We start from the raw sequence: 26,614 nt of genomic DNA on the forward strand, positions 1-26,614 counted from the left end.
ATTATGAGCGGTTCTTTTCCTAAGTCGTCTTTCAATTGATGGAACTACACTACTCCCTATTTCCTACTCCCCACTCCCTATCCCAGTTATTGGTACATTTGCGTTGCTTTGAGCATGTGGTAGGTAATAATCAACTGAGTAAGAGCAAGGGGGTAACTTTGCAATGTCTCCCCAGTTGTACCAGCAATTTTACCCAGTTCTGGATTACTTTCGCGATCGCAAATACTTCGTAAATGGGGCATATCAGAACAAATAATATGCTCTAGCTTATTCACCTGTTCTAAGGTTGCATGACCATCAACTTCTAAGACATCCACAGGCTTACTCATATCCCTGTCTAGCCCCAGGCGGATCGCTGAGTCAGAATCACCGTAGCTAGAGTTGATAATTGGGGTAAAATCTGGGTGGGGAATTGTCGGACGTAGTACCAAACGCACATTTAAATGTCCATTGGTTTCATCAGCTTCCTCAATGGGTGGGTAAAAACTAATAACTATATCAGACCATTGCCGCTGCGGACGGATGAATTGTGCTGAGTCTGGTTCGCGCTTTTCTAATTCCCCTATTACCTGTTGGGCAGTGTAGCCGCGCTTTTGCGTATCCCGCTTGACTTTCCACTTAGTGCGTAGTTCTTCAGGAGGTGCAAGGTAAACTTTAACATCGTAAGAGTCACGGGCAGCACGGGTAGAATAACCGAGTAATCCCTCAATAATCACAAATTTATTGGGCTTAATATATTGCGGTGGCTCGAATGTGCCGGTTTTATGGCTGTAAACTGGTTTAAGAATTGGTTGTCCTGTGCGTAGCAACGACAGGTGTTGCTGCATAATATCTAAGTGGTTGCAGTCCGGGTGGAGAGCGGTGATCCCAATATCTGCACGTTCTTTGCGATCGTAACGGTGATAATCATCTGTGCAAATAAGCGTAACATTTTCTGGGCCGAGTACCTGAGCGATTCCTCGCGTTAGTGTTGTTTTTCCAGCAGCGCTGTCGCCTACAATACCAAGAATTATTGGACGGCTCATCATACCTCCCAGAATAAAAACAAGTTTAGTAATAAAATTTCCCTACAATAGCTTTTATTCTAGAAGGGTTTAGGCAAGTAACTCAAGCAAAGGCTTGGTATGCAATATCTCTACATATAGAATGTCTGTGCGCTGGTTTATTGCATAATAATTACAATCTACATGCCTGATTGAGTCATCTGTACTTATAATAATGGACACTGAGTTTCAGAATAAGCATCCGAATTTTGTGGGATCTCATCGTGGTGATAGAAAGAGGTCAGGTTGAAGTACCAAACCTGACCTAACATGATCTATTTCACTGAGCAGCATTGAGATTAAACTAGAGCGTACACTTTAGCTTCCCAAGGGAAGATACTTTCTCTGCCTACCCATTCTGATTGAATTATTCGTTCTTGAGTAATTTCCTTCCACTGCTTGCCAACTGGAGTTGCAGGCCAATTCGGGACTGTGTACTCAGAACTAACAGGAGTGCCATAGTCAGAGAAATTCGCCACTACAACTACTAATTGATCGGCTTTATTACCACGCTGCCAGACTATAACTCGTTTACCATCATTAAAGTCAACATGCAGAAATTGAGTATCATTTACAGCTAAAGCATCGCAAGTCTTACGCAAGCGAACCAATCTGGCAACGTATTGGAAAATGCGTTGCCGCCAATCGTCTTTCACACGGCTGTAGTTAACAGGGTCAATCTGCTTATGATCATCTGTTGGAGGTAAATCCTGCTGATCGGCAAATTCATCTCCAGCAAGGATCATCGGAATTCCTACAGCGGTAAGCAGGCAGACAAATGCCAACTTAATCCGCGGTTCAGTATGATCAATTCCATTACTAATAAGGTAGCTGAAGAAACGCTCGTTACCATAACCGCCAACATCATGGGAAGTTATATAGTTTACCGCCTGAGAACCATCTGTAAAGCCTAAGTTTCGGCAATCAATTAGTTTGCGGATACTCCACTCAAAGCTGGGTTCATCCCAGGCATTCTTACCTAAAATCACCTGTCGGATGATTTGCTTGAACTTTTCATTCCAAAGTCCATCCAGACGATTTTGGTGGATAAGAGATAGGGGTACACTCAACTCTTCGCCAACTACGAGGAACCTATCGCCGATTCCGCCTCTTTTGTCCCAAAGGGTGCGGGCAAAATCTTTGAATTCCTGTAAAAAGTCATAGTTGGCAATATTGTTGACGCTATCCAACCGTAAACCATCAACCCGATAGTATTCCAACCAGTGGGCAATATGGGCTTTTAAGTATTCACGGGCTGGGACAAGCCAGGACTTTTGCCCAATAATCGGGTTATAGCCCTCTACCCAATAGTCGTACTTAAATAAATCCCCACCAAAGCCATCTCTTGACCCTTGTTCTGGATCACCACTGGCCCATTTGATGTAAAATTCCAAAAAATTAACGTTATGGTAAGGGTTATTCCGCGAGAATGCCATCACCACATCCACAAAAAAGCGCAACCCTTGCTGATGACAAACTTTGATCAGATTAGCTAAATCAGTCGAAGCAGTAGGTGCTGACTCGCTATCTGGGCGTCCTAAGTCAAAATCTGCTGCAAAATAATTTGCTGTACCATAGCCCCAATTGAGATTATCATCACTGTCTTCTGGTGGCAGAAGTTCTAAGGCGTTGATTCCCAGTTCCACAAGATGAGCGCGGTTATTCAAGGCGCTGAGTATGGGAAAAGTAGGAGCGATCGCTTCTGGGATCAACAGTGCCAGTACGTCACGAAATGTGCCGTTTCCTTCTTCAATCAATCCATTTGAGTTAATCTTTGTCCAGCGGGTTGGTAATTCGTAAATCACCAGTTGATTATTGGTTGGCAGCGTCTCTAAAGGAGCATCGCCTTCCCAATTTACAGTTTGCCCTTCAGGATCACAGGGAATCAGTGTGGCATTTTGATAAAGTACGACGCTTGCCGGATCGAAGCTAGCAACACCTCCCGATTCTGACGGCGTTGGTGCACGTAAGCGTCGATCCACAGTTGTCGCTGTTGGATCTGTGCAGTAGAGAATTTGATTAGCATTGGCAGAGTCGTAAGGGTCAGAGTTGCGGACTTTAAACCAGTAAAAGTAAACCTGTCCTTCAGTCAGACCAGATTCTTGAGCCGAAACTTCCCACAATTCTGGAAATTCTGTTGATTGACGAAGCGGAACTTCTTTAAATTGAGCTAATCTGTCTGGGCTTTCGGGAGCAGTGTTGCCAATGTAGAGAGTGGGAGCTAGTTCTGAAGCACCAGGACGCCACAAGACAAAATGAGTTTTTTTGCGGCTCAATAAATCGATAGGCATTACAAAAACCTCTGGGTGATCAAAGTTCAGTTATGAAGTTCTTACACAAAAGTCAAGTGTTATTCCAGACGATAGGTTGAATTTCTTTGAACTGTCAATATTAAGTAGTGGATTGAGTATTTTACTGGGAAATTTAGGAAGTTAACTGTATATAAACCTTATCTATGTTGAGAACCGTAGTTTTTGCCCTCACCCTAAATCCCTCTCCCAAGTAGGGAGAAGGACTTTTTTCCGGCTCCCTTTCTCCCAATATTGGGAGAAGGGGCTGGGGGATGAGGGTTTTTCTGTTCATACATAACTACAGTTTTCAACGTGGACGCGGTTTATCAAGGTTTTGATATTTCCTGCTATTAGCTTTCATCCCCGATTTCAAAGATATTCAATCCTCAAAAGTTTTGGGGTTTTGAAGATTGCATTTCGGGTTTTCTGCATATTTCTAATTAAAGGTAAAGAAAAAAACTATATATTAAGTACTAAGTACAGCTTTGCGTAAAAGCGTAGCGTTTTTAATGCAAGCCGACGCATTAACAATGTGAACCGACACATTAACAATGTAAGCCGACGCATTAACAATGTAAGCTGACACATTAACAATGTAAGCTGACACATTAACAATGTAAGCTGACACATTAACAATGTAAGCCAACGCATTAACAATGTAAGCTGACACATTGGCATTGCTAGGTATTGACAAATTTAATTCGCTACGAATTAATTAAATGCTGTACTAAGTGTAGTGTTGAGTTGGCGATCGCTAACTAGATCACAAGCGTGATTATTGGGTTCAATCCCGGAATCAAGCAAGAAATCAATATTGGTAAGCGCAACAATCAAACAGCAGTTGCTACAACTCTTGGAGAAATACGCAATGCGCTGCCTCAATGTGCAGATTCCCCACTCGCTGTTGAGGTTGAAACTGCAAGCGCTGTGTGAACCTTATGGATTGCAGGAAGGCACGTTATGACAACTCAAACATTAGGACTCGAACAAAATCTCTATGACTATTTACTATCAATCTCTCTTCGAGAACCAGAGATTTTAACCCAACTGAGACAGGAAACAGCCCAGTATCCAATCGGCAAGATGCAGATTGCTCCCGAACAGGGGCAGTTTCTGGCGTTACTGGTGCAATTGTTGGGAGCTAAGAAAACTTTGGAAATTGGGGTATTTACAGGTTATAGTGCCTTAGTGGTGGCATTGGCGTTACCGAGCGACGGTCAGGTGGTAGCCTGTGATGTGAGTGAGGAATTTACAACGATCGCACGGCGCTATTGGCAGCAAGCAGGAGTCGCGGATAAAATTCAACTGCACATTGCCCCAGCTTTGGAGACTTTGGATCGGCTACTCGCAACCAAAGAAGCGGAAACTTTTGATTTTGCCTTCATCGATGCAGATAAGAGCAACTATGATGGCTATTATGAGCGATCGCTGCAATTAGTGCGACGGGGAGGACTGATTGCGATCGATAATGTCCTCTGGTCAGGCAGAGTTGCCGACCCCCAAGTGCAAGATAATAGAACTAAAAAGATTCGTGCCTTTAATCAAAAGCTGCATCAAGACCTGCGAGTTAGTCTTAGTGTAGTAGCGATCGCAGATGGCTTGACTCTGGCACTGAAGAAGTAATATCTTTGAATCCCCATTTATCCATTTGTTACGAACGCAGAAGCGGCGTAGTGTCGCTTTTACAAAAAATAGTGGTTCCATAAGTTACTTTCATCTGTGACCCTTGGGAAGAAGACCATTTGTAGCAGCTGATTCCCACTAAAATCCACTTTTGCTACTCTGAAGCGTCACAATAATAATTTTCTTTTTTTGAAGATTAATAAAGGGTACAATTTTTCACCCATACACATTTTTTTTCTTTTTTTAAGTATTTATTCGGTAATATATTATTACTAGACCAAAGTGGATAAATGCATCTACTAATTGTTTAACTTTTAATATCCGTGGAAGATATTCAGCAAGCAGTAGAAAGAATTTTGCAGGACAAGCCTCTTGCTTCCATTCAGTGGTTTGTGCTCTCTCAATCGTGGTTGGGCAAAAGTTACAGTGAAATGGCAGAGGCATCAGGCTACCGCAACAATTACATCAAGGAAGTTGGCTCTGAGTTGTGGCAAGACCTTTCCGTTGCACTTGGAAAAAGAGTAACGAAAAAAAATCTGCATTTAGCCTTGAATAAATACTTGCAAGACAAGATAGGTGATCGGGAGAATCAGAGCCAACATCAGTTCGGCGAAGAATCTAGCTTAGAAATATCTCCAAACTTTTTTTCAGCAAGCAAGATAGAATTTCCTAGCGGCCCTGTACCACTGGGTTCTCCTTTTTACATCAATCGCCCTCCCCTGGAAGAACTTGTTTATAACGAGATTTTACACCCTGGTTGCTTAATCCGGATTAAAGCACCTAGAAAAATGGGAAAAAGTTCACTGCTGAACCGGATGATTGCTTATGCTAGAGAGCAAGGTTATCAAATTGTCTATTTGGACTTTCAAGAAGCTGACCAAGACGTTTTTGCTTCCCTTGATAAATTTTTGCGTTGGTTTTGTGTCAATGTCAGCAGGCAGTTAAATCTTTTTCCAAGTCTAGATGATTTTTGGGATACGGAAATGGGCAGCAAGGTAAGCTGCAAAATCTATTTTGAAGCGTATCTGCTGCAATACATTGATCATAGTCCTGTAGTTTTGGCTTTGAATGAAGTCCATCGAGTTTTTGAACATCCCAATATTGCCCAAGACTTTCTGCCAATGCTGCGATTTTGGCATGAACAAGCAAAGCAGGAGCAAATCTGGCAAAAACTGCGGATGGTGGTGGTTCACACAACAGAAATTTATATTCCACTCAACCTCAACCAATCACCTTTCAATGTAGGGATAACAATTACGCTGCCACCGTTTACTCTCAATCAGATACAGAATTTAGCATTATGTTACGGACTACATTGGGCAGCAGACTCCGAAGGGGCAAAACGCCTTGTACCCCTACAATTAATGGTAGGAGGACATCCATATTTAGTGAGCCTTGCGCTTTATCATCTATGTCAGGAGGAAATGACATTAGAGGTGTTACTAGAAACCGCATCTACACCAGTGGGAATTTATAGTCAGCATTTACGAGAATTGTTGAACCTACTCCAAAAAGAACCAGAATTAATGTTAGCTATGCAACAGGTAATTGCAACAAATGAAAAAGTAGAGCTAGACGCGATCGCTGCTTATAAGCTAGAAAGCATGGGTTTGGTTCAACTAAACGGCAATCAAGCTCACACGATGTGTGAGTTATATCGCCTTTATTTTAGCCAACAACTTGGACACTCAGGGTACTAATGGTTCTGGTAAACTATTGGAAGACAAATAATCAAAATAACTAATTCTCATTCTTAAGATGAATTTTATCAATTCTCCCGATACTAATTCATTTATTAATAAAGTGAACGCATTTTAAATTTTAAATCAAATGAACAATTATCGATACCAAGTTGGCGGCACTTTAACCAGTGACGCTCCTAGCTATGTTGAGCGCAGGGCAGATGTAGAACTCTACGAAGCCTTGAAACAGGGTGAATTTTGCTACATCCTTAGCTGTAGGCAAATGGGCAAATCCTCACTGATGGTCAAAACAAAGCATCGCTTGCAAAAAGAAGGCTTTAGATGTGCAACCGTTGATATGACTAATATTGGTTGCGAAAATATAACTCCAGAGCAGTGGTATAAGGGAATTATCGGGGACTTATGGTTAGGTTTTAAACTGTTAGGAAAAATCAATCTAAAAAGTTGGTGTGAACAACAAGATGATATTTCTTCAGTTCAGAAACTCAGTCGGTTTATTTCGGAAATGTTAGCTCAATTTCCTAACGAAAGATTATTTATTTTTATTGATGAAATTGATAGTATTCTCAACCTTGATTTCTCTGTTGATGATTTTTTTAGTTTAATTCGATTTTGCTACAACCAACGAGCAATTGATCCAGAGTATCATCGGATTACATTTGCAATTTTCGGTGTTGCGACACCTTCAGAATTAATTCTATATCGAAATCATCCCACACCGTTTAATTTTGGTAAAGCCGTGCAAGTGAATGGTTTCACATTTGAAGAAGCTCAACCACTATCATTGGGACTGGATATTAAAGACAATCATCCCCAAAAAGTTTTGAAAGAAGTATTAGCTTGGACAGAAGGGCAACCATTTCTTACTCAAAAGCTGTGTCGGCTACTTGTCAGTTTATCTCAAGATGATCTGGGTAGAAAGCTAAAATTTCCCCCTGGCACAGAAGAATTTTGGATAGAAAATGTGGTGCGATCGCACATCATTGAGAAATGGGAATCACTTGATGAACCGGAGCATTTGCGGACAATTCGCGATCGCATCCTCAAAAACGAACAAATTGCTGCCCGATTGCTAGGAATTTATCAACAAATTCTCCAAGGAGTGGAAGTACCAGCCGACGACAGTCGAGAACAGGTAGAACTATTACTATCTGGTTTGGTGATCAAAAAGCAAGGTTTTCTCCAAATTAAAAACCGAATTTATCAAGAAGTTTTCAATTTAGAATGGGTTGGAAAAAAATTAGCTTACTTGCGCCCCTACTACGAAACCTTCAATGCATGGGTAGCTTCAAAGGAAAAGGATGAATCTCGCCTATTGCGCGGGCAAGCCTTAATTGATGCCCAAACTTGGGCAAATGGCAAAAGCTTGAACAACTCAGATTATCTATTTTTAGCTGCTAGTGAAGAATTAGATCGGCGAGAAATGCAGCAAGCATTAGAGGCTGAACGTGCTAAAGAAGTTGAAGCACGACTTGCAGAACACCAAAAAAGGCTGGCTCAACAAAAGAAATTTGCCATAATAGTAACACTTTTGCTTTTGGGCATGACAATTAAGTTGGTGATTTCTCTAGTGTGGGGAATGTCGCTTTTACGAAAGATTGATGCTTTAGAATCACAAATAAAATGTACCCAAATAGGGCATCAGGGCAAAACATTAACTGCAAATTCTCGCTTAGGTGGATGCTGAGGCGAATTTGAGATTTTACTTTTTGCAGAATTAATTAAAAGTTACAGACTGGAACACGCAAAGGGATTTGGTCATAATATTGCCAATATGGTACTGTTATCGGCTTAAGTCTAAACTTTAGATCAAGTCCAGTCGCCAACTTCTGTATCAGTCAAAGGTTTTTCCAATTTAGAATACTCACTTTGGGCTGCACGTAACAAGTGTTTCATCTGCACGGATTCCCCAGCATCAGCAGCGAGAAAAGCCGCGTTGAGAGCAATATTGCGGATGTTACCTCCTGCAACATTCAGCTTTGCCAACTTCATCGAGTCTAACTCTTGTGTGGGAGTACTCGTTGGGAAAACTTGCCGCCAAATTTCTGCTCGTTGAATAGTGTCTGGGAAGGGAAACTGAACGACAAAGCGAATACGCCGTAGAAATGCTGTATCTATCGAACTCTTAAGATTAGTTGTTAAAATTGCCAAGCCAGGGTAAGCTTCCATGCTCTGCAATAGGTAACTGACCTCAATATTGGCATAGCGATCGCGGCTGTCTTTAACTTCACTGCGTTTGCCAAATAAGGCATCAGCTTCGTCAAATAATAAAATCACCCCGCTTTCCTGTGCGGCATCAAAGACTTGTCGGAGATTCTTCTCTGTCTCGCCAATATACTTGCTAATGACTGAAGACAAGTCAATACGATAAAGGTCAAGACGCAACACCGATGCCAGAACTTCCGCCGCTAAAGTTTTACCTGTACCGCTAGCACCTGCAAAAAGGGCGGTAATACCTAATCCCCGTGCACCCTTGCCACCAAATCCCCACGATCCATATACAGTGTTTCGTTGGCGTACATGGGCTACTACTTCATCCAATACCTGTTTGTGCAACGGCGGTAGCACTAAGTCTTCCCAATCAGCCGCCGGTTCAATTCTCTGGGCGAGTTCATCTAAACGCGGACGTGCTTGTATTCGGCAGACATCCCATAAAATATTATTGATATCACTGTTTTCCTGTTTTTGGCTTAAGTGTCCTGCGACTTGTGCACAAGCGGCTTGAATACTGACGGCATTCAAGTTGAACTGATTCGCCAAAATGTTGACCGAACCGTTTAATTGGGGAACCAAATCACTGAGTGCCTCTCGCCACACTGCACCTTGCTCTTCTAAAGTTGGTTTGTGAATATCAAAGCTAACAGTTGGACGTTGTTTTATGCTCATTCTGTCTTGACTGGTAATCATTAAGACACCGTTCAAATGCTCAATTAAATGTGCGATCGCTTTCAGACGAGCCATGTCAGTTGTATCTAATTCATCGCAGTTGATAAGCATTGCACTCGCACTTAAAAGTATCTCCCGATTCCACAAGCGAATAAAATTATCTAATTCATTTGGTATCACCGGAATTAAGTGTGCAGACATTGCGTTTAGCTGTAAACCCAACATCTCAGACACGGTGACTGCAATATCACGTTTATTTGCAGATTCCATGCCATGAAATTGGATAGCTGGCAATTCCCCCGTGGTTGGAGTGTGCAACAAAACTGCTACTACTTTCTCTGCTACAGTTTGATGTGATGGCACTAAATCATTGTGAGATTGCAATGGCTCAATCATGCCAGACAACCCTTCGTCAAGATATTGTATTCCAAATAAATAGTGTAGAATTCTTTCGTCAATTTGTAGTGGGCAGAGAGTCAGTGCATGAGCCTCTCCTATTTTTATCAAACGCCAACGACGCAAAGGCGCATATGGGGCGATCGCATCCCAGTGGGAATTTGGTAAAGCTGCTAGGGCTAGACCTAACGTTGGGTAAGGTTTTTGCTCCTCTGGTTGAGCTACACTGCATACACTAGAAAAGTTATTGCTCAACTCCATTGCTGCACACAATAGAAGTACATCGCGTTCAAAGGCTGAGAGACCAAAAATCTGACAAATTCTTTCTAATGCCGATGGAGCGGGTAAAGCGTCAGCAGCCTTTTGTAAATCTTGCTCATATTTATCATTGTTACTTAATTTATCGGAAGAGTTAAGCAAGTTCACGGTATACTGCTCCAAAGTATGCCTTATCAAGGCTATAAATGCAGATAAATACTGTTGGTTTGCCTCGTACCACTGTTTACTCATATAGTTAATTGTAGTAAATTATACTGCCAAGCTTGATTGGTTTGCAGGGGGCTTTCTGCCCCATCTACTTGTATCTGTACTAAGTAAGTTCCTGCATTAAGATTATTGACCTTTTTTAAATTCCAAATTCCAAATTCACGTAGGAAGAATTAAGATAATTTTGAATTGATTAATCCTTCTCCTAACAAAGACGCTATGCGAACGTGTTGAAGTATTTGAAAACCGTGTTGAGGTACTCCAAAATCGTGTTGAAGTACTTGAATATCGTGTTGAAGTACTCCAAAATCGTGTTGAAGTACTTGAATATCGTGTTGAGGTACTCCAAAATCGTGTTGAAGTACTTGAATATCGTGTTGAGGTACTCCGAAGTCGTGTAGGAGTACTTCAAACTTTGTCGCACCGCGATCAAGTACACAGGTACGTAGGCGTAGCCCGCCTTCTCTACGAGACGCTCCGTGAACGGCATCGCTTTGATAAATCTCCACAAACAAAGCAATAATTTTACTTTTAAAACAGTCGCTACCAACGGGCGATTGCACTTTGGCAAGTCTTTGATGCCGCAGAACGGGGTAATTTTATTATTTGATAAAGAGTCACGCCATATTTGGCAAGCGCAGTGAAGTCAAAGATAGTCATGACCGCCATGCCAGTATTGAAGTCAGTTACCTATTGCAGAGCATGGAAGCTTACCCCGGCTTAACAGTTTTGACAACTAATCTTAAGAATTCGATAGATACAACATTTCTTTACCGTATTCGCTTTGTCCTTCAGTTTCACCTGCCAAAGTCACGTGTCCACATGTCTTCCCCAAACAACTCCGCACCTCCTCCTGGTATTCGGGACAAATTAGCTTTGATTTGGTTTATCTCCTCTTCACCGCCCTCATTTCGGGCATCGATTGTCTCACTGGTTAAGATTTGCTCCCCTACTATCATCACATTTCCGTCCTCGCCCAGCGTCACCGAATATTCTGAGCTTTCCTTATCAATTCGTTTTATCCTGCCGCTAAATTTACATTCATCTTGGAAAAAGCTTGTCAACTCCTTCGGGTCTTTCTCTGTATCCACTTGCAAGGTAAAGCCCGTCTTGTTCAACGCCGTTCTTTCATTGATATAGATTTCGGTTGGCTGGACTTTTTCATACATACTTTTTAAATAGGCTGACATAGTCTTAATGTCTCTCGCTGGAAAATGTATTAGCGCGCCTTTTTGGCTGCCGGCATTAAACATAACTATTGGCGAACAACTACTAAATGAATTGCTACTTAATACCACTTCTCCTAGAGCAGCCACCACTCCCTGTCCCATAGCAAGCGTCACTTCACGTCTTTCGTTTATTGGCTTTGCCTTTGTGTTTGACGATCCAGGCTGAGAATCCCGCTTAGTATCATTTCTTTGTTCCACGTCTCTTTTCAGTTTCTCGACCTCTGAGTTGACCTTTTGGTGCGATGCCTTCGCTGCGGGTAGGTCTATGTTTATATTCTTGCCCAGCAGCTTTTCCTTGTGTAGCTCCGATACCCGATCTAGGATTAGTTTGCTATTTTTAATAGCTTCTTTATCGTTATTCCTTATAGCGTCAAAAATTTTATCCTGTAATTTGGAAAGGTTTGTGAGGTATTGAGTTTCTACATCCTTTATTCCTTGGAGGTCTTCATTGACGACTTCCTCGGCGTTTTCCGAACCGACTGCTCTGCTGGAAGCATCTGACACTCTTCTCAGTGCCTGTTCTTGTTCAGTTTCTACCTCTTGTTCTTCTGCAATTTGTTCAGTTTCTCTTTGACTCCCTATTTTGAGTCCCCGTTTTTTAGAAAATTTTAGATTTCCTGGCAAAGCCTTGCTGAATTGTACACATTGTATGACATCCAAATCTGCTGTTTCCTTAGCGCCAAAGGGTTGCAAATTTTCCGTCTCAGAGCGGGTGGATGTTGGCATCTTTGCTGCTGGTTGCTTACTCACTAAAAAGTCTGTTGACTGTTCTTTGCGCTGTACTGTACTGCCATTTTGCTGCACTACATGGGTCAACTCATGTGCCAATAATTTCTTTCCTCCCAGACTTCCGGGATTATATTCCCCTTGCCGAAAGAACACATCCTGTCCCGTTGTAAACGCCTTTGCCTGTATCGATTGATTCAATTGGTTAGCCCGAGAATCTGTGTGAACCTTCACCCTACTAAAGTCAGCCCCAATTGCCTGCTCCATTGGTTCTCGGATGCTCTTAGCTAGAGATTGCCCACCGCCCCGTGCCTGTTTAATTGACGCTTCCACTTCCGGTGCGGCAGTCATCCCAACCTTAGTCGACCGAAGCTGTAACATTGGCTTCATTTGAAGTTCTCTCTCTTTTTCTGAGACCTCCTCTCGCTGGACGGGATGACTTTGACCTGCCTGCCCAGAAACAGGTGCATTAATCTGGTTGACGACTTGTGCTGCTACTCGGTCTGCCTCCTGTTCGTACTTATCTCCTGGCTCTCCAATCGTAAGTTTCGTTTGAATCGCAAGCTGTGATGGTGCATCAGGACGACTTATGGCGATATTAGCAAAGTTGTGACCAAAACTTGATGCGTGTTCCAGTCTCGTGTGCAATGAGCCACTCATTTTCCCCTGCAATACAGTGAGCCGTTCCTGTCCCTCTGGGGTGATAGTGCCATACTTCGCCTGGATCTCTAGTTTCGTCGCTTCAAACTTCTGCTGTTGAAATTCTTGATTCTCAGTTTGGGTCTGAAAAAGAGGCTTTTCAGATTGTGGTTTGGCTTGGGCAATAAAGGGGCGCGACTGCAACTGACTCCTTACTGGGTTTGAGGCAGACGAGTCAGCTTTTTTGTGGATGTGCGACTGTTTTTTCATTGCCTACCTCAGAACTTAAGTGTCGGTCATCTAAACATTGTCTCATTCATCATTGCCTTTATCCATTAGACATTAGTCGAATATTTGTTAGCGCTCCAACTTTTCGATGTCTACGACAGGCCTAGCTGCGGCACGCTCATCAACCTTCATGCATGGGCGAGGCTTGACTTTTAAGACCGTCGCTACAAGATTAGCGATGTCTACGACGGGCTACGCCTACATACACTCATCAACCTTCATGCATGGGCGATCGCTTTGTTTTCCCAAAAACCAATCAAAAAAGCGGTAACTTCTCTACGAGACGCTACGCGAACGTTCAGCTGCGCTAACGCACTCTTGATCATACCAATTCGTAGGTTGGGTTGAGCGACAGCGACACCCAACTTTTACTACGGTATGAGGCGGTGTATGTTAAAGTAAACCGTAATGTTTCAGTAATGTTTGAATCTTGAGTTGTTAGGTTTCATGCTTCAACCCAACCTACAGGCGATCGCACTGCCAGGATAGTAACATTTTTGCTCTTAGGCATGACGATTAAGTTGGTGATTTCTATAGTCTGGGGAATATCGCTTTTACAAAAGATTGATGCTTTAAAATCACAGGGAAAATGTACCCAAATAGGGCATCAGGGCAAAGTAATAACTGCAAATTCTCGCTTAGGTGGATGCTGAGACAAATTTTATATTTTACTTTTTGCGGAATTAATTAAAAATTATATTGTTTGAACAGTAATCTCTACCTGAAGATAGATGAATACGTTTTATACCAGGAAAATAATTCTATAGGGTACTACATATGTATTTCTTTTGATAAAGATATTGCTATTGCCCAAAGTCAGTAGACCGAAAATTTAATGTCAGGTTGACTGCAAATAAAGAATTTGTAAAAACAATGCACAATAAAAGATTGTCAAAGACTCTCTCATCTATTAATACCAATTCCCAAACAGCAGAACAAAACCCTAAATTGGCGTATAGACCGTTTGGTAGCCAAATTCAAAAAGCATCAGCTGCACCTGTGACACAAAGTAGAAAAGAAGATGTTGCCTTTACAGAACAAAAGATGGAGGCTTTTGGACTGGAATTACAAGCCAAATATGGCAAGATTACCCCAGAGGGCCAGGAACGGCTGACTGTGCTGCAAGCCAAGATGGATGGATTATTAAATTCTCGATTGGAACACGCAACTCGATTTAGTTATAACATTGCCAATATTCCACTAACAAGACCAGATACACCAACACCAATTCAGGCAAAGCTGACAATTGGGGAGCCTGGAGATAAGTATGAGCAGGAAGCTGACAAAATAGCGGATAAGGTTGTGGAAAGGATTTATCAGCCACAGAGCAAGAAACTTCAACGCGAATCTTTGCCTGAAGACGAAGAAGAATTGCAAATGAAACCATTGGGCGGTATCCAGCGCGAGTCATTGCCTGATGAAGAAGATGAATTGCAAGTGAAGCCGATGGTGCAGCGTCGTGTATCAAACGGTGGTATGGCGGCAGCAACACAAAATTTGGAAGCATCCATCAATCAGGCACGCGGTGGGGGACAGCCAATGGAAAAGAATTACCGTGAAAAGATGGAGCAAGGATTTGGTGGGGCTGATTTTAGTAGGGTGAAGATTCACACAGATAGTCAGGCAGACCAGTTGAATCGGTCGATACAGGCGAAAGCATTTACGACGGGGCAGGATGTGTTCTTTCGGCAGGGGGAGTATAAGCCGGGGAGTCGAGGAGGGCAGGAGTTGATTGCCCATGAGTTAACCCATGTGATGCAGCAGAATGGTAGGGCGGTGGAGCAGGTGCAGCCCCAAACAGCGAAAGGTAAAGTGTCCGAGGAACATAAGGAAAACAAAACTGAAAGACAACTAGGTTCAACTCTTCAGACCAAACTGCTTGCCCATAATACGATGCCCGCAGCTAATGTAGTACAGAGGAGAAATGGGGCCAGCATAGTTAACTGGCATACTCAAAATATTAGAACAGATGATGGCTTCATCACACATAATGTTGGCTGGGAAAGTAGTACGGGTGTTATAAATGATCTCGATGATTTCCTAACACGGGAAGAAGTTACATGGACACAAGGGTGTCCGTGGGCCATAGATCCCGACTACCAGACGCCAGGACAGCATCATGGTATGGGTACAAATCGGGGAAATGTAGGGCAAAATATGGATACGCACCAGGCCTCGCAACCCTACTTTAATATCGAGAACCCTCGTCTGAAGCTGGGTGAAAGCATGGAATTTGTTATGACACAGGTTTATCAGTATTCCAGTGATGGCGGTATAACCTGGAACGACATACCAGAGAGTAATTACATACTGAGAAGAACGCTCAAACGGAAAATTTGGCCTTCAAAGAAATATGTTTACAAACTGACAAAACAGGGTCTACAAGATCGTGCTGTAAATCACACAACAAAAGTGGAGGTGAATGGGTGAATCATGCGACCGTCTGAAGAAAAGTCGGCGCTATGCGCCCGCAGTGCATGTTAAGGCTCTATTATACTCCTGTTCTGTTTTAATTGGCTTAGGCTGATACTGAATCAGTAAGTCAGTGTAGGTTTGTTGAGTAGAAGTAGGGGTCATCTTTCCACCTTTGCTTATCGTATTCAGGATGGGTAAGAACGTATTTAATAAAAATTGTCTGGCTGCAATATTTAATGTCTACTATTAAACGATAGTTATACCTTTGATGTTAAACACTCTCAATGTCACCAACCGCTTCTGCCTTTGGATATCTTTTCTAAACATCTATTAAATTAGACTAGTTCGCAATAGATGCAAACTTGTACCAGTCATTAAGAGCATCTTCAGAATCAACGTGTTGAACCCAGAATTCCCGCAATTTCACTTTGCTGATTACGTGCATTCCTGAAGTGAGAAATTTGTGCTAATCATAGCATTGACTGAGACGAACACCAGGGGAATAGTGCGATCGCCAATTTTGTAGCGACTGTCTTTCTTGAAAGTCAAGCGTAGGCGTATCCCGTCGTAGACATGGCTCATGTATTGTAAGTTGATGAGCGGACGACGCCGAATAGCCCGTCGTAGACATCGCCCTAAAGAAACGCAGGTCTGACCAACACTGCCGATGATGTGAGTTAAAATCCTGATATCTTCATAACTACTCACGCAGACAGCCCCCGAAAAAGCGATCGCTATGCTTCAGTACCCCAATCTCGAACAAGCGCTAAAATATCACTTCGGTTACGACAGATTCCGCCCCGGACAACGGCAAATTATCGAAGATGCGCTGCAAAATCGGGATTTATTGATTGTCATGCCTACAGGGGGGGGAAAATCTCTGTGCTTTCAGTTACCTGCATTGATCAAAAAAGGTTTAACTGTGGTAGTGTCCCCATTAATCGCTTTGATGCAAGACCAAGTGGAAGGACTGCGAAATAATAACATTGCTGCCACATTTCTGAATAGTAGCTTGAATCCCTATAAGGTGCGATCGCGGGAAGAAGCCATCCTCAGCGGTAAAGTTAGATTACTTTACGTCGCCCCAGAACGTCTGTTGAGTGAAAGATTTCTGCCGTTTCTCGATTTAGTCAAGGAAAAAATTGGGATTGCAGCTTTTGCTATTGACGAAGCCCACTGCGTCTCTGAATGGGGACACGACTTCCGCCCAGAATACCGGCAGATGAAATCTCTGCGGAAACGCTATCCTGATGTCCCTACCCTCGCCCTCACCGCTACAGCAACTGATCGCGTCCGTGCTGATATTATCCAACAACTAGGGCTAAAGCAACCCAGTATCCACCTTGCTAGCTTTAACCGCCAAAATCTCTACTACGAAGTTCGTTCTAAAAGCAAGTCTGCTTACGCTGAATTGTTAGAACTCGTTCGGGAAAATGAAGGTTCAGCAATTATTTATTGCTTGACGCGCAAAAAAGTTGATGAACTCACCTTTAAACTGCAAAATGATCATATTTCTGCTTTGTCTTATCATGCCGGATTAACTGATGAAGAACGCAGCAGCAATCAAACTCGATTTATTCGAGATGATGTGCGCGTCATGGTGGCGACAATTGCCTTTGGTATGGGAATTAACAAACCAGATGTGCGGTTAGTAATTCACTTTGATTTACCGCGTAACTTAGAAAGTTATTATCAAGAATCAGGTAGGGCGGGAAGGGATAGTGAACCTTCACGTTGTACACTTTTTTTCAGTTTCAGTGATATTAAAACCATTGAATGGAGTATTAATCAAAAAACTGACCATCAAGAACAGTTGATTGCTAAACAACAACTACGTCAGGTAATTGACTATGCGGAAGGTACTGTCTGCCGGCGGACAATTCAGCTAGGTTATTTTGGGGAACGTTTTAGTGGGAATTGCGGTAACTGCGATAATTGCCGTCATCCCAAACCAATGCAAGACTGGACAATTGAAGCCATGAAGTTTTTATCTTGTGTGGCGCGTTGTAAAGAAAGATTTGGGATGCTGCACATTATTGATGTGTTGCGGGGGGCAAAAAACCAGAAAATCACCCAAAACGAACACGATAAACTTTCTACCTATGGTATTGGCAAAGATAAGAGTGTAGATGAATGGCGGATGCTGGGGCGATCGCTTTTACATCAAGGGTTGCTAGAACAGACTAGCGATGGTTACTCAGTTTTGAAGCTTAACGCCCTCAGTTGGGAAGTGATGCGGCGACAGCACACAGTTTCTCTTGCTGTTCCCATAGCACAGAAGATTACTTGGGAAGAAGGCAGTGAAAAAGCTGCTGAAGCAGAGATATTAATGCAGAGGTTGCGATCGCTCCGTAAACAACTTGCTGATGAACAGTCTGTTCCACCTTACGTTGTCTTTCAGGATTCTACCTTAAAATTGATGGCACAGGTACAACCTAAAACACTAATCGAATTTGGTAAACTTTCTGGCGTAGGTAGTCACAAACTTTCCCAATATGGCGATAAGTTCCTTACAGAGATTCGCGCCTACCGCCAAGAAAAAGGTTTGATAGATCCACCACAGGTTAATTTTACACCCTCTGTTAGCTTACCTTCCGATACAGAAATATTTACATTCCAATTGCATAAACAAGGTTTGAGTGTTAATGAAATTGCCCAAAAACGCAACATTCGTCCTACTACAATCATTCGTCATTTGACAGATTTAATTGAAAAAAATCAGCCTGTAGATTTAAATCAGTTAGTATCTCTTGAACATCAACAAAAAATTTGGCAAGTTTTAGAAGTGCTTGGTGATATATCTTTAACGCCAATTCGAGAACAACTAGGCGAAAGTTACAGTTTTGATGAAATTCGTTTAGTACGGGGAAAATGGCGGCGCGAAAATCGCAAGTGATAATTTAAAATTTTAGAGGATGTTTTAAAAGTATTGGGCGACTATAAGTCGCTACTACACTAGCATTGTCTACCTCCGTGGACTAAGATAAAATCAAAGCTTAAAACCCACGCAGGTGGGTTTTGTCTGTATAGCCAAGCCAGTGCCTCATATGTTGTATCTGGCGTGCGATTTATAATCGCTAGGGCTTTATAAACATCTTCTTATGATTAAAATACAAAAGCCAGATTAAAGGAGTTAGCCGATGAGTCAGATGCTTAATACAGGAGAACGCTGGACGATTCACGATGTGGAACTCTTCGCAGAAAATGAAGGGACGCGCTACGAGATAGTTGATGGAGAATTATTTATGACCAGGGCACCTCACTTTAAACATCAGCAAACTTGTGGCAGAATTTTCCGACAACTTGATGTTTGGTCGGAGTCCACTGGTTTAGGGGAAGCTGTAATCAACCCCGGCGTTTTGTTTTCAGAATCAGATAATGTGATTCCTGATGTAGTTTGGGCTACTAAAGAAACCTTGGCGTTAACATTGGATGAAGCGGGACATTTAACTGGTGCACCAGATTTGGTAGTCGAAGTTTTGTCTGTTAGCCAGGAAGACTTAAGACGAGATAAGGAAGCTAAACTTAAACTTTATTCTTCCAGAGGAGTAAAAGAATATTGGATTGCTGATTGGCGATCGCGTAAACTAGAGGTTTATCGCCGCGAACAAAATCAACTTAAATTGGTAGAAACACTATTTAGTAGCGATATTATAATTTCTCCTCTCTTGGCTGGTTTTAGCTGTACTGTAAACCAGTTTTTTCCTGTATAAATTTTAGATTGAATGCAAGAACAAATCTCAAGTAACGGATTAACTAAAGTCCAGGTAGTGATTATGGCGATCGCAGCTGGTGTCTGTGTTGCTAACGTTTATTATAATCAGCCAATTCTCAAAGATATTGCATCATCTTTTGGAGTCAGTGAAGGCGAAGCGGGTAGCATATCTGTGCTTTCGCAAGTTGGTTACGGTTTTGGGCTTTTCTTTTTAATCCCCTTGGGCGATAAAATCAACAAGAAAAAATTAATTCTTTGCTTACTGATATGTTTGTTCTGTTTGTTGATCCTCATGACGTTTTCACAAAACATCGTCGAGGTTTGGATATTGAGCGTAGCAATTGGGATTGCAACAGTCTCAGCTCAGGTTATTCTTCCCTTAGCAGCAAGTATAGATAGAGTAACTACAGGCAAAACTGTAGGCAACATTTTTACTGGTATATTGATTGGAATTTTAGGAGCAAGGGTTTTTAGTGGATATATTGCTGAATGGTTGAGTTGGCGTTATGTATATGGATTTTCAGCAGGAATGATTTTAATTGTTACTATTTTACTACAGATATACTTGCCTAATGTCAAAAATGAATATAGTGGTGATTATTTAGATTTATTAAAATCAACGCTTCAACAATTAAAACGTTTTTCACTCTTGAGAGAAACGTCTTTAATTGGTGGGTTATTGTTTGGTGTCTTTTGCTCATTTTGGACAACGCTGACTTTCTATTTAAGTGGAACGCCTTTTAATTTTCAATCTGACACAATTGGGATGTATGGCTTTGTGGCGATCGCAGGTGCATTGATGGCACCAGTTTTTGGTAAACTAGCTGATCAAGGTAGCTCCCAACGTTCCTTGACTATTGCTGTATCGCTGGTGATTGGAAGTTTAGTAATTGCTAAAATTGCTTCTAGTTCAGCGCTGGCGATCGCTGTTGCTGTATTGTTACTAGATGTAGGTGTACAGGCAACGCAGGTCACAAATGTCGCAAGGATATACACTCTTGATGCTCAATCGAATAGTCGCATCAACACAGTTTATATGACTACCTATTTTATCGGCGGTGCTGTAGGTACTAGCATTGGTCTATTATGCTGGCATCTTGGTGGCTGGAATTTGGTGACTTGGCAAATGTTAGCTTTTAGTTTGCTGGCATTTTTTATTATCGTCAGACCTAAAATAACTACAGCAAGAACAAATAAATAATAAATAATCAAACTCTCGTTTTTGAGTCAAATATCGCCTTGCACCAATAACTAAATTTTCTCCTCATCAAGGCGATATTTAGAAACAATCAGTCTGTTTTAAGAAAAACTGGGGATTTCCAAGTTTGAATCTTGCGAGGTTACAGCAGACAGTTATGGCACAGCGTTCTCGTTTTGTTCAATTGTAATTTTAATTATTAGTTAAACATCAAAATTTAACTTTAAAGTAAAGCTTAGAAAGCTTAAATCTTTAGAAAAATCTAAAATGTTAAAAAATAATCCCTGTTTTTCATGTACAGCAATATTTTCCGCTTTTTAGCGGATTTATTTAGCATACCAAGTACTGAATAGCCATAAATTTTTCCAATTCCCCAATATAAATATCTACAAAGTTGAACTTAAGTACTGAGTAATTTGTAGTGGCAAATAGCCCATCAATTTGGAGAACACTTGGGACAAAAATCAGGACTGAATTTACAGAATTGACTACCTGTTAGTGCGTAAGCTGTACAATAAGGAAAACTTGTAAGTTCCACTTTGGCTGTTTGTAATTCTAAACCATTCAGCAACGCTTCAGTAGGTTTAGTTTTATCAGCTAGAAGGATAGCTACAAGCTTAGGAAACACCATGCAAGCAGCAGTGTTGATTAGCGTTACCAGTATAGCCTCTATCAAATTCATAGGTAATCATCTCCTGTCAAAAATAGGTGATCGCTGTTCTTAGATGCAAGCATAATATATGTGTAGGATTGATGTTTAGTCAATCTATTGCTTGCAATCTATGTAAACTAACTTTAACATAAATTTTTGTAAATAGAAACGTGGAATTCCTGGAATTATCATACACAGAAGGGAATGTGGATAATAAGCAAGGTAATTGTAGCAGAATAACAAAATAAACTGGAAAACGATCAGTTTACGATATTTAGGTAAGGTGTTATGTCAAAAACCCAAACTGCGTCTTCTTTTTTATCTAACATCAGTGAGCGAGAACGCCAGGCATTAAAGCGGTTGGTAGATTACACAAATGTGGAATCGCTGCCAGAAATTTGGTCTTTGGCAGCTCAACGATTTGGTGATGTTGTCGCCCTCCGCAGCCCTCACGCTAAACCAGAAGTAGTAATTACTTATACCCAGTTAGCAGAGCAAATACAACTATTTGCTGCTGGGTTGCAGGCGTTGGGAATAAAAGTTGGCGATCGCATTTCCTTAATTTCTGACAACAGTCCTCGCTGGTTTATTGCCGATCAAGGGATCATGACTGCTGGTGGAGTTGATGCAGTGCGTAGCTCTCAAGCGGAAAAAGAAGAACTGCTGTTTATTGTTGCTAATAGTGGCAGCACAGCAATAGTTGTTGAGGATTTAAAGACATTTAAAAAACTACAAGACCGCCTTCAAGATTTACCAATTCAGGTAGTCATCTTACTTTCGGATGAAGCACCACCAACAGATGAAACCCTAAAGGTGCTGAACTTTGCACAGTTGATCGAAATTGGGGTAAATCATAATTTTGTGCCAGTCAAGCAAAATCGTGACGCTCTGGCAACCCTAATTTACACCTCTGGCACCACAGGTAAACCCAAGGGTGTAATGCTGTCTTATAACAATTTGATGCACCAAGTGACAACCTTTGGCACAGTATTGCAACCAAATACGGGTGATATCGTTCTCAGTATCCTACCTTCGTGGCACAGCTACGAGCGGACTGTTGAATATTACCTATTATCTCAAGGTTGCACGCAAGTTTATACTAACTTGCGCTCTGTCAAAGGTGATTTGAGAGAATTTAAACCCAACTACATGGTGGGTGTACCCCGCCTGTGGGAATCGATTTATGAAGGAGTTCAAAAGCAATTCCGCGAACAACCAGCGAATAAGCAACGCCTAGTTAACTTTTTATTGGGCATTAGCGAGAAATACATCAAAGCGCGGCGAATTGTTCAGGGATTGAGTTTAAATAATCTTCATACCTCAGCTGTTGAACGATTAGCAGCTAAGATCCAAGCATCTGCTTTATTACCTCTCCATGCCTTGGGAGAACGACTTGTTTATGCCAAAGTGCGAGAAGCCACAGGAGGACAAGTCAAGCAGATGATTAGCGGGGGCGGTGCGCTTCCCAAACACATAGATAACTTCTTTGAAATTATTGGTGTGCAGATTTTGCAAGGTTATGGTTTGACAGAAACTTCTCCTGTTACCCATGTGCGGCGTCCTTGGCGAAATTTGATTGGTGCATCAGGGCTACCACTTCCGGCTACAGAAGCTAAAATTGTAGATCCTGAGACAAAAGCGCCTTTGCCAGTAGAGAAGCGAGGCTTGTTATTGTTGAGGGGGCCACAGATTATGCAAGGCTATTACCAAAATCCCGAAGCGACAGCGAAAGCAATTGACGCCGAAGGTTGGTTTGATAGCGGCGATTTGGGTTGGTTGACACCACAAGACGACTTGGTGCTGACTGGCAGAGCAAAGGATACGATTGTATTGACTAACGGGGAAAACATCGAGCCGCAGCCGATTGAAGATGCGTGTTTGCGATCGCCATATATCGATCAAATTATGCTCATCGGTCAAGATCAGCGCAGCTTGGGAGCCTTAATTGTCCCCAATGTCGAAGCCCTAGAAAAATGGGCAGCAAGTCAGAATCTGACACTGGATAGGCAAAATGATCAGGTTACTTCTTCACCTAGTCAAAAAATTGACTTGGAGAGTAGAATGATCCAGGATTTATTCCGGCAAGAATTGAATCGGGAAGTGCAAAATCGTCCAGGCTTTCGACCGGATGACCGCATCGGGACATTTAAACTCATTCTGGAACCGTTTTCCATCGAAAATGGCTTGATGACACAAACATTGAAAGTTCGACGACAGGTCGTCACGGAACGCTATCGCGATATTATTGACGGCATGTTTGCCTGATAATTCCACCTGCCAACTAGTAAGAGTGAACGTGAAATATTTATGGATGTCTCCAAATCTAATTTGCTCCTAAAACGCGTTGTTAACGTCAAAGTCATTGTTACTCCTCTCTGGAAAGAGGAAGTACAACAGCAGCTGCAAACGCAGATCAATCAACTTGACCAACAACTGCAACAGCTAGATGTTGAAGGACAAAGAGCGATCGCTGCAATTCAAAAGCAGAGTCTGCAACCACCTGGCCCCCAGACTCTCCAACAAATTGACAATATCCAACTCCAAGTCAATCAAAAGAAAAGTGAATTTCTAGAGCAGAAAAATCAGTTGCTGCAAAATCTCCAGCAAGTGCAGTTTCTCCAGCAAGATCAGGAAGTCAACCAATTCCAAATGGAAGGCTTTTTCCGGGTAGAGACGGGAGATAACCTGATTAGCAAAATGCAGGTCGAAATTGTTCTGCGTGATGGCGTTGTAGAAGAAATTCGCGGCGACATTTAGAAAGTTATGAGTTATGAGTTTAAATTCTTAACTCCTCACTTTTAACTCCTGTACAGACGCGATTAATCGCGTCTCTTCTCACTCCTGACTAACTCCTTACTCCAGCCCAAACAATTTCCCACACTGGAGGTGAGCTAATAAAAAGCGATCGCCCAAAGGTTGTCATCTCAACTCGATATTTAATACCAACAGAATTATCACCCCGCTTGATTTGCGTAATCGTTACAAAAGCCTGATTTCGTTGCGGATAAGCTACCTCTACCTTTCGCGTTCCTCGCATTGACGCTATGTCGTCAAAAGCATTCAGCGCAAGGGTAGCAGGATCACTACCTTGGAGCGATGAGTTAATATTTCCTAGAGGTATAGTTTTATAATCGTAACGCTCTAAATATGCCCCAACCTCCTGAGACTGATGTATTGCTCCCACCTGCTGGGCAACTCCCTTACTAGTCTCAACAATCGGTGCATATTGCTGGCTCTGGGTAATATATACTCCAGCGCCAGCAGTGGCAAAGATACTTAGTATCACAATCAAAAAGAATTTCAGCTTTGCCGACATAAAAGTAAACAGGAATTTCAAATAGGTTTATTACCAATTTTGAATTCTAGATTGAACTGCATTCCATATCCTCTACCTGTGAGAAGCTCCTGTATCTTAAGCAGTGGTTATAAGGAATATAAATAGCAATCCCATTTAATCTGTGAGCAACTCGTGGTGGTTTTTGCTAGTCAATTACTAAAACGAGATCGAGATATTGGCTAACCATTGAGGATAGCTCTGTATTATAGACCTTTAAGTTATATTTAGGTTCCTAGAGTTTGGAGCTTGGAACTCTCCCCCTGCTCCCTCATCTCCTCCACTCCCCAATACCCAATGCCTAAACCTAAAAGATAAAATCTCCAATCCAAAATTCTTTTTGTAACAGTCAAAGTTATCGCGCTCACCCGGCATCCCGCCCCAATACGGTTCGGTAAAGATCCCCCCGTTACCGATTGCTGGATGAACCAAGAATCCCCAGACTTTCCGAACATATGAGCGCAGCGAGATTTGTTCAGTCCGGGGAGTGTCAACAAGATACAATTCGATCTGATAAAAGCTGTTAAAGTCCATAAACCATTGATTCCCAAACCACCCTATGAGCATTCACGAAGTATTTATGCCGGCGCTGAGTTCTACCATGACCGAAGGCAAAATCGTCTCCTGGGTGAAATCGCCAGGTGACAAAGTGGAAAAAGGCGAAACAGTGGTGGTTGTAGAGTCAGATAAGGCAGATATGGATGTAGAAACCTTTTATGAGGGATTTCTTGCTCATATCATAGTTGAAGCTGGTGAAACTGCCCCGGTAGGATCTGCGATCGCCTTTATTGCAGAAACGGAAGCTGAAATTGAACAAGCAAAATCTCTTGCCAATTCAGACGGCGTGGCTGCTAATGCTACGTCATCTCCCGAACCACTCCCCGCCACAGCCTCAGCTGCAACACCTGCCTTAGTCTCTCAAAACGGGTCTAACCACAAAGAAGGAAGGCTTGTAGCTTCACCCCGTGCCCGCAAATTAGCCAAAGAACTCAAAGTTGATTTGACTACTCTCCAAGGCAGTGGTCCCCACGGCCGCATTGTCGCCGAAGATATAGAAGCATTGTCCAATCAGGGCAAGCAACCCGCTACTACCCCAGTTGCCCCACCAGCACCTGTACCAAGCAGCACCCCAGTTACACCCCCAGCACCTCGGACACCAGCACCGATACCAGCAGTAGCGGCTGTTCCTGGTCAAATCGTGCCTCTAACTACCTTCCAAAATGCCGTAGTGCGGAACATGGTAGCCACCATATCCGTGCCCGTCTTCCGCGTCGGTTATACAATTACCACCGATGGTTTAGACAAGCTTTATAAACAAATTAAATCCAAAGGCGTGACAATGACAGCGCTACTGGCGAAAGCTGTCGCAGTGACTTTACAAAAACACCCATTGTTAAATGCTAGCTACTCAGACCAGGGCATTGTCTATCATTCTGATATCAACATTTCCGTAGCAGTAGCGATGGATGATGGCGGATTGATTACGCCTGTGCTGCAAAATGCCGACGCAGTGGATATATATTCTCTATCACGTACTTGGAAGTCTTTGGTAGACAGAGCTAGGGCAAAACAACTACAGCCCCAAGAATACAACAGTGGTACTTTTACCCTGTCAAATTTAGGGATGTTTGGCGTAGACAAATTTGATGCGATTTTACCGCCTGGACAAGGGTCAATTTTAGCGATCGGGGCATCCCGTCCGCAAGTGGTAGCAACAGCAGACGGTTTGTTTGGTGTGCGACAACAAATGCAAGTCAATATTACTTCCGACCATCGGATTATTTACGGTGCCCATGCTGCGGCGTTCTTGCAAGATTTAGCGAAATTGATTGAGACGAATTCTCAATCTTTGACAATGTAATTTTGAGACACCAAATTTACCAAATTTAAATGTTAGCGCTATCAGCGAGCAGCAGTAAGTCGAAGAGTAGCGCTAACAACAAACAATACCTACACTTAAATTTTTTATGCACATAAATTGATATCACAA

At 42.3% G+C, this 26,614-nt stretch carries 21 protein-coding genes; 12 read left to right on the forward strand and 9 right to left on the reverse strand.

What is annotated here, in order from left to right; translation table 11 throughout:
* Positions 1 to 86 precede the first annotated feature (86 nt).
* Positions 87 to 1,025, reverse strand: coding sequence for a phosphoribulokinase (locus tag V7K46_RS19750; RefSeq protein ID WP_335116229.1), 939 nt, complete (start codon positions 1,023 to 1,025; stop codon positions 87 to 89).
* 317 nt (positions 1,026 to 1,342) lie between these two features.
* The gene (locus V7K46_RS19755) at positions 1,343 to 3,334 is read right to left on the reverse strand and encodes an alpha-amylase family glycosyl hydrolase (protein WP_335116035.1); all 1,992 of its coding nucleotides are present in this window, start codon (positions 3,332 to 3,334) and stop codon (positions 1,343 to 1,345) included.
* 771 nt (positions 3,335 to 4,105) lie between these two features.
* Here V7K46_RS19755 and V7K46_RS19760 point away from each other — a divergent pair.
* The 4 genes from V7K46_RS19760 to V7K46_RS19775 all read left to right on the forward strand — a co-directional run bounded on the left by V7K46_RS19760 (position 4,106) and on the right by V7K46_RS19775 (position 8,347).
* Entirely contained in the window at positions 4,106 to 4,267 is a 162-nt protein-coding gene (locus V7K46_RS19760; RefSeq protein ID WP_335116037.1) for a hypothetical protein, read from the forward strand.
* A 27-nt stretch (positions 4,268 to 4,294) separates the two neighbouring features.
* Positions 4,295 to 4,957, forward strand: coding sequence for a class I SAM-dependent methyltransferase (locus tag V7K46_RS19765; RefSeq protein WP_335116039.1), 663 nt, complete (start codon positions 4,295 to 4,297; stop codon positions 4,955 to 4,957).
* A 317-nt stretch (positions 4,958 to 5,274) separates the two neighbouring features.
* On the forward strand, positions 5,275 to 6,657 hold the full coding sequence (locus V7K46_RS19770) for an AAA-like domain-containing protein (RefSeq protein ID WP_442939857.1): 1,383 nt from the start codon (positions 5,275 to 5,277) through the stop codon (positions 6,655 to 6,657).
* A 130-nt stretch (positions 6,658 to 6,787) separates the two neighbouring features.
* The gene (locus V7K46_RS19775) at positions 6,788 to 8,347 is read left to right on the forward strand and encodes an AAA-like domain-containing protein (protein ID WP_335116042.1); all 1,560 of its coding nucleotides are present in this window, start codon (positions 6,788 to 6,790) and stop codon (positions 8,345 to 8,347) included.
* A gap of 122 nt (positions 8,348 to 8,469) precedes the next feature.
* Here the strand turns inward: V7K46_RS19775 and V7K46_RS19780 are convergent, their stop codons facing one another.
* The 3 genes from V7K46_RS19780 to V7K46_RS19790 form a co-directional block, all read right to left on the reverse strand.
* The gene (locus tag V7K46_RS19780; RefSeq protein WP_335116044.1) at positions 8,470 to 10,452 is read right to left on the reverse strand and encodes an ATP-binding protein; all 1,983 of its coding nucleotides are present in this window, start codon (positions 10,450 to 10,452) and stop codon (positions 8,470 to 8,472) included.
* 149 nt (positions 10,453 to 10,601) lie between these two features.
* Positions 10,602 to 10,991 carry a hypothetical protein gene (locus V7K46_RS19785; protein ID WP_335116046.1) on the reverse strand — a complete coding sequence of 130 codons (390 nt, stop codon included), beginning with the start codon at positions 10,989 to 10,991 and terminating at the stop codon, positions 10,602 to 10,604.
* A 234-nt stretch (positions 10,992 to 11,225) separates the two neighbouring features.
* A complete protein-coding gene (locus tag V7K46_RS19790) occupies positions 11,226 to 13,292 on the reverse strand; it encodes an eCIS core domain-containing protein (protein ID WP_335116047.1) in 2,067 nt (688 codons plus the stop codon).
* Between the two features lie 106 nt (positions 13,293 to 13,398).
* On the opposite strand from V7K46_RS19790, the gene V7K46_RS19795 reads away from it, so the two are divergent.
* Positions 13,399 to 13,581 carry a hypothetical protein gene (locus V7K46_RS19795; protein WP_335116049.1) on the forward strand — a complete coding sequence of 61 codons (183 nt, stop codon included), beginning with the start codon at positions 13,399 to 13,401 and terminating at the stop codon, positions 13,579 to 13,581.
* Between the two features lie 602 nt (positions 13,582 to 14,183).
* Positions 14,184 to 15,740, forward strand: coding sequence for an eCIS core domain-containing protein (locus tag V7K46_RS19800; protein ID WP_335116051.1), 1,557 nt, complete (start codon positions 14,184 to 14,186; stop codon positions 15,738 to 15,740).
* A gap of 112 nt (positions 15,741 to 15,852) precedes the next feature.
* Here V7K46_RS19800 and V7K46_RS19805 read toward each other — a convergent pair whose 3' ends face one another.
* A complete protein-coding gene (locus V7K46_RS19805; RefSeq protein WP_335116231.1) occupies positions 15,853 to 15,972 on the reverse strand; it encodes a type II toxin-antitoxin system HigB family toxin in 120 nt (39 codons plus the stop codon).
* A 188-nt stretch (positions 15,973 to 16,160) separates the two neighbouring features.
* Positions 16,161 to 16,433, reverse strand: a complete 273-nt coding sequence (locus V7K46_RS19810; protein WP_335116053.1) for a hypothetical protein — start codon at positions 16,431 to 16,433, stop codon at positions 16,161 to 16,163.
* A 28-nt stretch (positions 16,434 to 16,461) separates the two neighbouring features.
* Here V7K46_RS19810 and recQ point away from each other — a divergent pair, with 28 nt between their 5' ends.
* The 3 genes from recQ (at position 16,462) to V7K46_RS19825 (ending at position 20,641) form a co-directional block, all read left to right on the forward strand.
* Positions 16,462 to 18,621: a DNA helicase RecQ gene (recQ, locus tag V7K46_RS19815; RefSeq protein ID WP_335116055.1), complete on the forward strand. Its 2,160-nt coding sequence runs from the start codon at positions 16,462 to 16,464 to the stop codon at positions 18,619 to 18,621.
* 244 nt (positions 18,622 to 18,865) lie between these two features.
* A complete protein-coding gene (locus V7K46_RS19820; RefSeq protein ID WP_335116057.1) occupies positions 18,866 to 19,438 on the forward strand; it encodes a Uma2 family endonuclease in 573 nt (190 codons plus the stop codon).
* 12 nt (positions 19,439 to 19,450) lie between these two features.
* Positions 19,451 to 20,641: an MFS transporter gene (locus tag V7K46_RS19825; RefSeq protein WP_335116059.1), complete on the forward strand. Its 1,191-nt coding sequence runs from the start codon at positions 19,451 to 19,453 to the stop codon at positions 20,639 to 20,641.
* A 433-nt stretch (positions 20,642 to 21,074) separates the two neighbouring features.
* On the opposite strand, the gene V7K46_RS19830 is transcribed toward V7K46_RS19825, so the two are convergent.
* Positions 21,075 to 21,320 (reverse strand): hypothetical protein, encoded by a 246-nt coding sequence (locus V7K46_RS19830; protein ID WP_335116061.1) that lies wholly within the window; start codon positions 21,318 to 21,320, stop codon positions 21,075 to 21,077.
* Between the two features lie 258 nt (positions 21,321 to 21,578).
* On the opposite strand from V7K46_RS19830, the gene V7K46_RS19835 reads away from it, so the two are divergent.
* Both V7K46_RS19835 and V7K46_RS19840 read left to right on the forward strand, forming a co-directional pair.
* Entirely contained in the window at positions 21,579 to 23,555 is a 1,977-nt protein-coding gene (locus V7K46_RS19835) for an AMP-dependent synthetase/ligase (RefSeq protein ID WP_335116063.1), read from the forward strand.
* A 42-nt stretch (positions 23,556 to 23,597) separates the two neighbouring features.
* Entirely contained in the window at positions 23,598 to 24,047 is a 450-nt protein-coding gene (locus tag V7K46_RS19840; RefSeq protein ID WP_069072569.1) for a YlqD family protein, read from the forward strand.
* An 88-nt stretch (positions 24,048 to 24,135) separates the two neighbouring features.
* Here the strand turns inward: V7K46_RS19840 and V7K46_RS19845 are convergent, their stop codons facing one another.
* Complete coding sequence (locus V7K46_RS19845; protein ID WP_335116065.1) at positions 24,136 to 24,606, reverse strand: hypothetical protein; 471 nt, start codon at positions 24,604 to 24,606, stop codon at positions 24,136 to 24,138.
* A gap of 577 nt (positions 24,607 to 25,183) precedes the next feature.
* Here V7K46_RS19845 and V7K46_RS19850 point away from each other — a divergent pair.
* On the forward strand, positions 25,184 to 26,485 hold the full coding sequence (locus V7K46_RS19850; protein ID WP_335116067.1) for a dihydrolipoamide acetyltransferase family protein: 1,302 nt from the start codon (positions 25,184 to 25,186) through the stop codon (positions 26,483 to 26,485).
* Positions 26,486 to 26,614 lie beyond the last annotated feature (129 nt).

The sequence above is a fragment of the Nostoc sp. genome, assembly GCF_036917395.1.
Lineage (GTDB): Bacteria > Cyanobacteriota > Cyanobacteriia > Cyanobacteriales > Nostocaceae > Nostoc.